We start from the raw sequence: 6213 nt of genomic DNA on the forward strand, positions 1-6213 counted from the left end.
GGGCATCGGGACGTCGGGGTGTCGGGACTTCCGGACGAGAGGCGACAGGGCGGCAGGGCGACAGGTGAGAGGGAGAACGGCGGCATGATCACTCGGATCGAGATCGACGGGTTCAAGTCCTTCTTGAACTTCGATCTCGATGTGCCGCCCTTCCTCGCGCTGGTCGGCCCGAACGCGAGCGGCAAGTCGAACCTCTTCGACGCGGTCGGGTTCGTGGCCGCCGAGATCGAGGGCTCCGGCGGGCTGTTCGGCGCGACCCGCGGGCTGCCGGGGGACCAGTTCCACCGGGTCGCCCACGGCTCGGCCGTGCCCGGTTTCGTGGTGTCGGTGGAGGCGATGGTCGCTCCCGAGCCGAGGACGGTCGTGCCGATCAGGTTCGACGCGGGAGCGGAGATGGTGCTGAAGATCCCACGGTCCAGCGGGGTCGCCGTCAGCCACGTGGCGCAGCAGATCCCGCCGGAGCTGCTGGAACTCATGGTCGCCGACCCGGACCCGGAGGGCACGCCCCGCCGTACGGTCCGGTCCTGGCGCCGCTACGCGCCCTCGCCCGCGGCGATGCGCCGCCGCTGCCCGGCCGGTGACACCGCGCCGCTCGCGGCCGACGGCGCGAACCTGGCCGCGGTGCTGGGCCGGATGGCGGGCACCGGGGCGATGGCCGACCTCACGGCGGACCTGGCCGGGGTGGTGCCCGACGTCGGCGGCCTGGTGCCGCGCGCCGACCGGGACAGGTGCTCCTTCGAGCTGGTCGTCGACGGGCAGGGGACGGTGCCGGCCGCGCTGCTGTCCGACGGCACGCTGCGGGTCCTCGGCCTGCTGGCGGCCCTGCACGACCCCGACCACCCGGGCACGCTGCTGGTGGAGGAGATCGAGAGCGGCGTGCACCCCGTCCGCCTGGGCGAGCTGCTCCGCCGGGTACGCCGGCGGATCGCCGTGCCCGGGGGGCCGGAGCCGCTGCGGCAGGTGATCCTCACCAGCCAGTCCCCGGTGGTCGTCGCCGAGGTCTACCGGACCGAGCCCGAGGCGCTGACGTTCCTCGACACCGCGGTCCGCGTCGATCCCGACAACGACCGGGTGTCGCGGGTGACGGTGGCCAAGCCGATCCAGCCGGACGGCGAGCCGGGCACGTTCGTCTCGCCCCGGCAGGTCCGCCAGTACCTGGGCGCGGCGGCGTGAGCACGAGCCGCCCGCTGGTCCCGGGACTCGTCGCCGAGGGGGAGGCCGACGAGGGCTTCCTCGGCATCGTGATCTCCCGGCAACTGCGCGAGCTCACCTGGATGTCGCCGTACGCCGTCGACGTCGAGGCCACCGAGGTCGTCTCCTGCGACCGGGAGCGCCTGGTCGCCGCGCTGGAGGAGCTCGCGGCCGACTGCCACCTGCTGTTCACGCACGACGAGCAGCGGGAACGCCGCAGGCGCGACAGCGTCCGCTACCACTCGAAATACCTGGTGCCGGTGATCGGGCTGGGCGAGACCGAGGGCTGGCTGTTGGCCGACCGGGCCGTGTGGGCGGGCCTGGAGGGCAGCGACCTCAGCCTCCTGCCGTCCCGCCCCCGCGAGGTCGACAGGATCGCCGACCCCGCCGGGGTGCTCGCCGCGACCGTCCCCCGGCGCGGCAAGCCGGTCCGCGACTACTTCGAATACATAGGCCGCAACATCGATCTCGCCGTCCTGGCCCAGGTGCCCGCCTACGCGAACTGGGTGGCCGAGACGAGGAACGCGCTGAAGGGACTCGGTTATCTATGACGCGGGTATCGGGACGCGGGTGTCCATGACACACGCCCCCACGACGCAGATGTTCGGAACGCACGACTTCACGACGCAGATGTCCAGGACGCACGGTTTCATGACGAGGCGGGCAGGCACGGTGGGCGCGGGCGGATCCCGGCGCACCGGGCGCGCCGCCGCACGAGGGACGATCGCTCCGCGGAGCGGAAGAGGAATGGTGAACGACCGATGAGCACCGAGACGTTGATGCCGTACGACGAGGCGCTGGAGCGCTTCGAGCCGGTGCTGGGACTGGAGACGCACGTCGAGCTGGGCACGGCGTCGAAGATGTTCTGCGGCTGCTCGACCACGTTCGGCGCCCCGCCGAACACGCACGTCTGCCCGGTCTGCCTGGCGCTGCCCGGCTCGCTGCCGACGGCCAACGCCGCCGCGATCGAGTCGACGATCCGCATCGGCCTGGCGCTCAACTGCTCCATCGCCGAGTGGTGCCGCTTCGCCCGGAAGAACTACTTCTACCCGGACATGCCGAAGAACTACCAGATCAGCCAGTACGACGAGCCGCTCTGCTTCGACGGCTACCTCGACGTCGAGGTCGACGGCAGGACCGTCAGGATCGAGATCGAGCGCGTCCACCTGGAGGAGGACACCGGCAAGTCCACCCACGTGGGCGGCGCGACCGGCCGCATCCACGGCGCGGACTACTCGATCGTCGACTACAACCGCGCGGGCATCCCGCTGGTGGAGATCGTCACCAAGCCGATCCCGGGGACCGACCGGATGGCCCCCGAGGTCGCCCGCGCCTACGGCACCGAGCTGCGCGAGCTGGTGCGCGGCCTCGGCGTCTCGGACGTGCGCATGGAGGAGGGCTCCATGCGGTTCGACGTGAACGTCTCCCTCATGCCGCGCGGCTCCACCGAGTGGGGGACGCGTACCGAGACCAAGAACGTCAACTCGCTGCGCAGTGTCGAGCGCTCGGTCCGGGGCGAGATCGAGCGCCAGGCCGCGATCCTGGCCGGCGGCGGCCGGATCGTCCAGGAGACCCGCCACTTCCACGAGAACACCGGCACCACCACCTCGGGACGGTCCAAGGAGGAGGCGCAGGACTACCGCTACTTCCCCGAGCCCGACCTGGTGCCGATCGCCCCCGACACGGCGTGGGTCGCCACGCTCAAGGCCGCCCTGCCCGAGCTGCCGAGCGTGCGGCGCAAGCGGCTCCAGCAGGAGTGGGGCGTGTCCGACCTGGACATGGCGGCCATGCACAACGCCGACGCCATCGCGCTGGTCGAGGCGACGGTCGCCGCCGGCGCCCCGCCCGCGGACGCCCGCAAGTGGTGGATGGGCGAGCTGGCCCGCCGGGCCAACGAGGCCGGGGTCGCGCTGAGCGCGCTGCCGATCACGCCGGACCAGATCGCCCGGGTGTGCGCGATGGTCGCCGGGGGGGCGCTGAACGACAAGCTGGCCCGCCAGGTGCTGGAGGGCGTGGTGAACGGCGAGGGCTCCCCGGACGAGGTGGTGGCCGCCCGCGGCCTGCAGATCGTCAACGACGAGGGCGAGCTCATGGAGATCATCGACCGGGTGCTGGCCGAGAACGCCGACGCGGCCGAGAAGGTGCGGGGCGGCAAGGTCGCCGCGGCGGGCGCCCTGGTGGGCGGCGTCATGAAGGCCAGCCGCGGCAAGGCCGACGCGGGCCGTGCCCGGGAGCTCATCCTGGAGCGCCTCGGCGTCTCCGGGTGACCGGCCTCGCGACGTGAACGGCGCGGGGCCCCGCAAGGGGACCCCGCGCCGGTCTCACGGGCGTCAGCCCGTGGAGGAGATCACCGACCCCTGGTAGGTGGTCTCGATGAACTTCTTCACCTCGGGGCCGGCCAGGAGCTCGGCCAGCTTCTTCACGCGGGGGTCGTTCTCCTGGCCCGGACGGACGACCAGCCCGTTGGCGTACGGGTTGCCGTCGGCCTTCTCCAGCACCAGCGAGTCGCCGGCGGGCTTGAGGCCGGCCTCCAGGGCGTAGTTGCCGTTGATCACCGCGGCGTCCACGTCCTCGAGGGAACGCGGGAGCTGGGCCGCCTCCAAGGGCTTGAACTGGAGGTTCTTGGGGTTGTTCGCGACGTCGCGCTCGGTGGCGGCCGTCCCGGCGCCCTCCTTGAGGGTGATCACGCCGTTGTCCTCGAGCAGCTTGAGCGAGCGGCCCAGGTTGGTCGCGTCGTTGGGCAGCGCGACCGTGGCGTCGTTCGCCAGCTCGGTCACCGCCTTGATCTTCTTGGAGTACAGCCCCAGCGGCTCCAGGTGCACGTCCTGGACGTAGGTCAGCTCGCCGCCGCCCTTGGACTTCAGGAAGTCGGCCAGGTAGGGCCGGTGCTGGAAGTAGTTCGCGTCGAGCTGGCCCTCCTGGAGCTGCACGTTCGGCTGCACGTAGTCGGCGAACTCGACGATCTCCACCTTGATCCCGGCCTTGGCGGCCAGGTTGTCGCCGACGTACTTGAGGATCTCCGCGTGCGGCACCGGGCTCACGCCGACCTTCAGCGGCGTGTCCGCGGCCGCGGCCGCCGACGCCCCCGACGTCGCGGTGCCGGCGGTCTCGGACGAGCCCCCGCAGGCGGTGAGCACCAGTGCCAGCACGGCCGCGACCGCGGCCCCCATCGATCTCCGCATCCCCGTGATCTCCTATCTGTGTGAAAGCCTTCGGGCGACGGCGTCGCCGAGGATCTGGATGAGCTGGACGAGCACGATCAGCAGCACGACGGTGACGACCATGACGCCGGTGTCGAACCGCTGGTAGCCGTACCGGATGGCCAGGTCCCCGAGGCCGCCGCCGCCGATCGCGCCGGCCATCGCGGAGTAGCCGATCAGCGCGACGACGGTGACGGTCAGCCCGGCGATCAGCTCCGGCAGGGTCTCGGGCAGCAGGACCTTCGTGACCACGGTGACCCGTCGCGACCCCATCGCCTGCGCGGCCTCCACGACCTCGCGGCCGACGCCGCGCAGCGCGGTCTCCACCAGCCGGGCGTAGAACGGGACGGCCCCGAGCGTCAGCGGGACGATGGCCGCCACGGTGCCGATGGTGGTACCGGTGATCAACCGGGTGAACGGCAGGATCGCCACCATCAGCACGATGAACGGCAGCGACCGTCCCACGTTCACGACGGCCCCGAGCACGGCCTTCACCGCCGGCATCGGGGTCAGGCCGCCGCGGTCGGTGGTGACCAGCAGCACGCCGATCGGCAGGCCGAGCACCGCCGTCAGCAGCGTCGACCAGAACACCATCTGCCCGGTCTCCAGGGTGGCCTGCGCCAGGATCGGCAGCAGCTCCTCGAACGTCATGGGTTCTCCTCCACCAGTACGCCGCGTTCGCGCAGGTAGGCGAGCGCGGCGGCGATCTCCCTGCCGTCGAGCCCGATCCGCAGCCGGCCCACCGACACGCCGCGCAGCTCCTCCAGCGAGCCGCCGAGGATGTTGACGTCCACGTCGAACTTCCGCACCAGGCTGGACACCACCGGCTCCCCGGCCTGCCCGGCGGCGAAGGTCAGGGTGACGCTGCCGGCCGGTGCGGGTTCGGGCAGCGGGAAGATCTCCCGCGTCAGCAGGGAACCGGGCCGGGCGATGAGGTCGTGGACGCGCCCCGACTCCAGGATCTTCCCGTCCCGCATCGTGGCCGCCGAGTCGCACACGCTCTTGATCACCTGCATCTCGTGCGTGATCAACATGATCGTCAGCCCCAGCTCGGCGTTGAGGCGCCGGAGCAGGGCGAGGATCGACTGCGTGGTCCCCGGGTCGAGGGCGCTGGTCGCCTCGTCCGACAGCAGCACCTTCGGCCGGGCCGCGAGCGCGCGGGCGATGCCGACCCGCTGCTTCTGCCCGCCGGAGAGCTGTGCCGGGTAGGCCCCGGCCTTGTCCGACAGCCCGACCAGGTCCAGCAGTTCGGCCACCCTGGTCCGGCGCTCGGCGCGCGGCACCTTGGCCACCTCCAGCGGGAAGGCCACGTTCGCGGCGACCGTGCGGGAGGACAGCAGCGCGAAGTGCTGGTGGATCATCCCGATCCGCCGGCGCGCCTCGCGGAGCTCGGCGTCCCCCAGGACGGTCAGGTCCTGCCCGTCGACGGTCACGGTGCCGCCGGTGGGCCGCTCCAGCAGGTTGACGCAGCGCAGCAGCGTGCTCTTGCCGGCCCCGCTCTGCCCGAGCACGCCGAAGATCTCGCCCTCGCGTACCTCGAGGTCGACCCCGTCGAGTGCCACCACGCCGGTGCCGTACACCTTGCGAAGTGCTGAAACATGTATCACAGGTAGGTTATACCTGAACTAATGCGGCGAATCTAATCAGTATCAACCGAAGACGGACAAAACATCATCCCTCCGCCGTGAGCTCGGTGCCCGTGCCCGTGCCCGTGCCCGGGGGCGGCGATCGGGGCGGGATCGCCGGCGGCCGGGGCCGGGCCGCCGTCCGGGCCGCCGTCCGGGCCGCCGTCCGGGCCGCCGTCCGGGCCGCCGTCCGGGCC

General features: G+C 71.9%; 6 protein-coding genes. 3 read left to right on the forward strand and 3 right to left on the reverse strand.

Going from position 1 to position 6213, the window contains the following annotated elements:
* Positions 1 to 84 precede the first annotated feature (84 nt).
* From AB0G16_RS06985 to gatB, 3 genes are all read left to right on the forward strand, one after another.
* Complete coding sequence (locus AB0G16_RS06985; RefSeq protein ID WP_362799872.1) at positions 85 to 1173, forward strand: AAA family ATPase; 1089 nt, start codon at positions 85 to 87, stop codon at positions 1171 to 1173.
* Positions 1170 to 1742 carry a hypothetical protein gene (locus AB0G16_RS06990; RefSeq protein WP_362799875.1) on the forward strand — a complete coding sequence of 191 codons (573 nt, stop codon included), beginning with the start codon at positions 1170 to 1172 and terminating at the stop codon, positions 1740 to 1742. Before AB0G16_RS06985 ends, AB0G16_RS06990 begins: the two co-directional genes overlap by 4 nt.
* A 210-nt stretch (positions 1743 to 1952) precedes the next feature.
* On the forward strand, positions 1953 to 3458 hold the full coding sequence (gene gatB, locus AB0G16_RS06995; protein ID WP_362799878.1) for an Asp-tRNA(Asn)/Glu-tRNA(Gln) amidotransferase subunit GatB: 1506 nt from the start codon (positions 1953 to 1955) through the stop codon (positions 3456 to 3458).
* Positions 3459 to 3521: 63 nt separating this feature from the next.
* On the opposite strand, the gene AB0G16_RS07000 is transcribed toward gatB, so the two are convergent.
* Genes AB0G16_RS07000 through AB0G16_RS07010 form a run of 3 tightly spaced genes read right to left on the reverse strand, consistent with a single transcriptional unit; the run spans position 3522 to position 5998 of the window.
* The gene (locus AB0G16_RS07000; RefSeq protein ID WP_362799881.1) at positions 3522 to 4373 is read right to left on the reverse strand and encodes a MetQ/NlpA family ABC transporter substrate-binding protein; all 852 of its coding nucleotides are present in this window, start codon (positions 4371 to 4373) and stop codon (positions 3522 to 3524) included.
* A gap of 12 nt (positions 4374 to 4385) precedes the next feature.
* The gene (locus AB0G16_RS07005; protein ID WP_362799884.1) at positions 4386 to 5042 is read right to left on the reverse strand and encodes a methionine ABC transporter permease; all 657 of its coding nucleotides are present in this window, start codon (positions 5040 to 5042) and stop codon (positions 4386 to 4388) included.
* Positions 5039 to 5998, reverse strand: coding sequence for an ATP-binding cassette domain-containing protein (locus AB0G16_RS07010; RefSeq protein ID WP_362799887.1), 960 nt, complete (start codon positions 5996 to 5998; stop codon positions 5039 to 5041). The genes AB0G16_RS07005 and AB0G16_RS07010 overlap by 4 nt, the downstream gene beginning before the upstream one ends.
* Between the last annotated feature and the right edge of the window lie 215 nt (positions 5999 to 6213).

It is taken from the genome of Streptosporangium sp. NPDC023615 (assembly GCF_040640155.1).
Taxonomy (GTDB): Bacteria; Actinomycetota; Actinomycetes; order Streptosporangiales; family Streptosporangiaceae; genus Streptosporangium.

Bases quoted from the DNA above. Each gene is read 5' to 3' on its own strand.
- AB0G16_RS07000 (WP_362799881.1), bottom strand. From the start codon at position 4,373: ATGCGGAGATCGATGGGGGCCGCGGTCGCGGCCGTGCTGGCACTGGTG.
- AB0G16_RS07005 (WP_362799884.1), bottom strand. From the start codon at position 5,042: ATGACGTTCGAGGAGCTGCTGCCGATCCTGGCGCAGGCCACCCTGGAG.
- AB0G16_RS06985 (WP_362799872.1), top strand. From the start codon at position 85: ATGATCACTCGGATCGAGATCGACGGGTTCAAGTCCTTCTTGAACTTC.
- gatB (WP_362799878.1), top strand. From the start codon at position 1,953: ATGAGCACCGAGACGTTGATGCCGTACGACGAGGCGCTGGAGCGCTTC.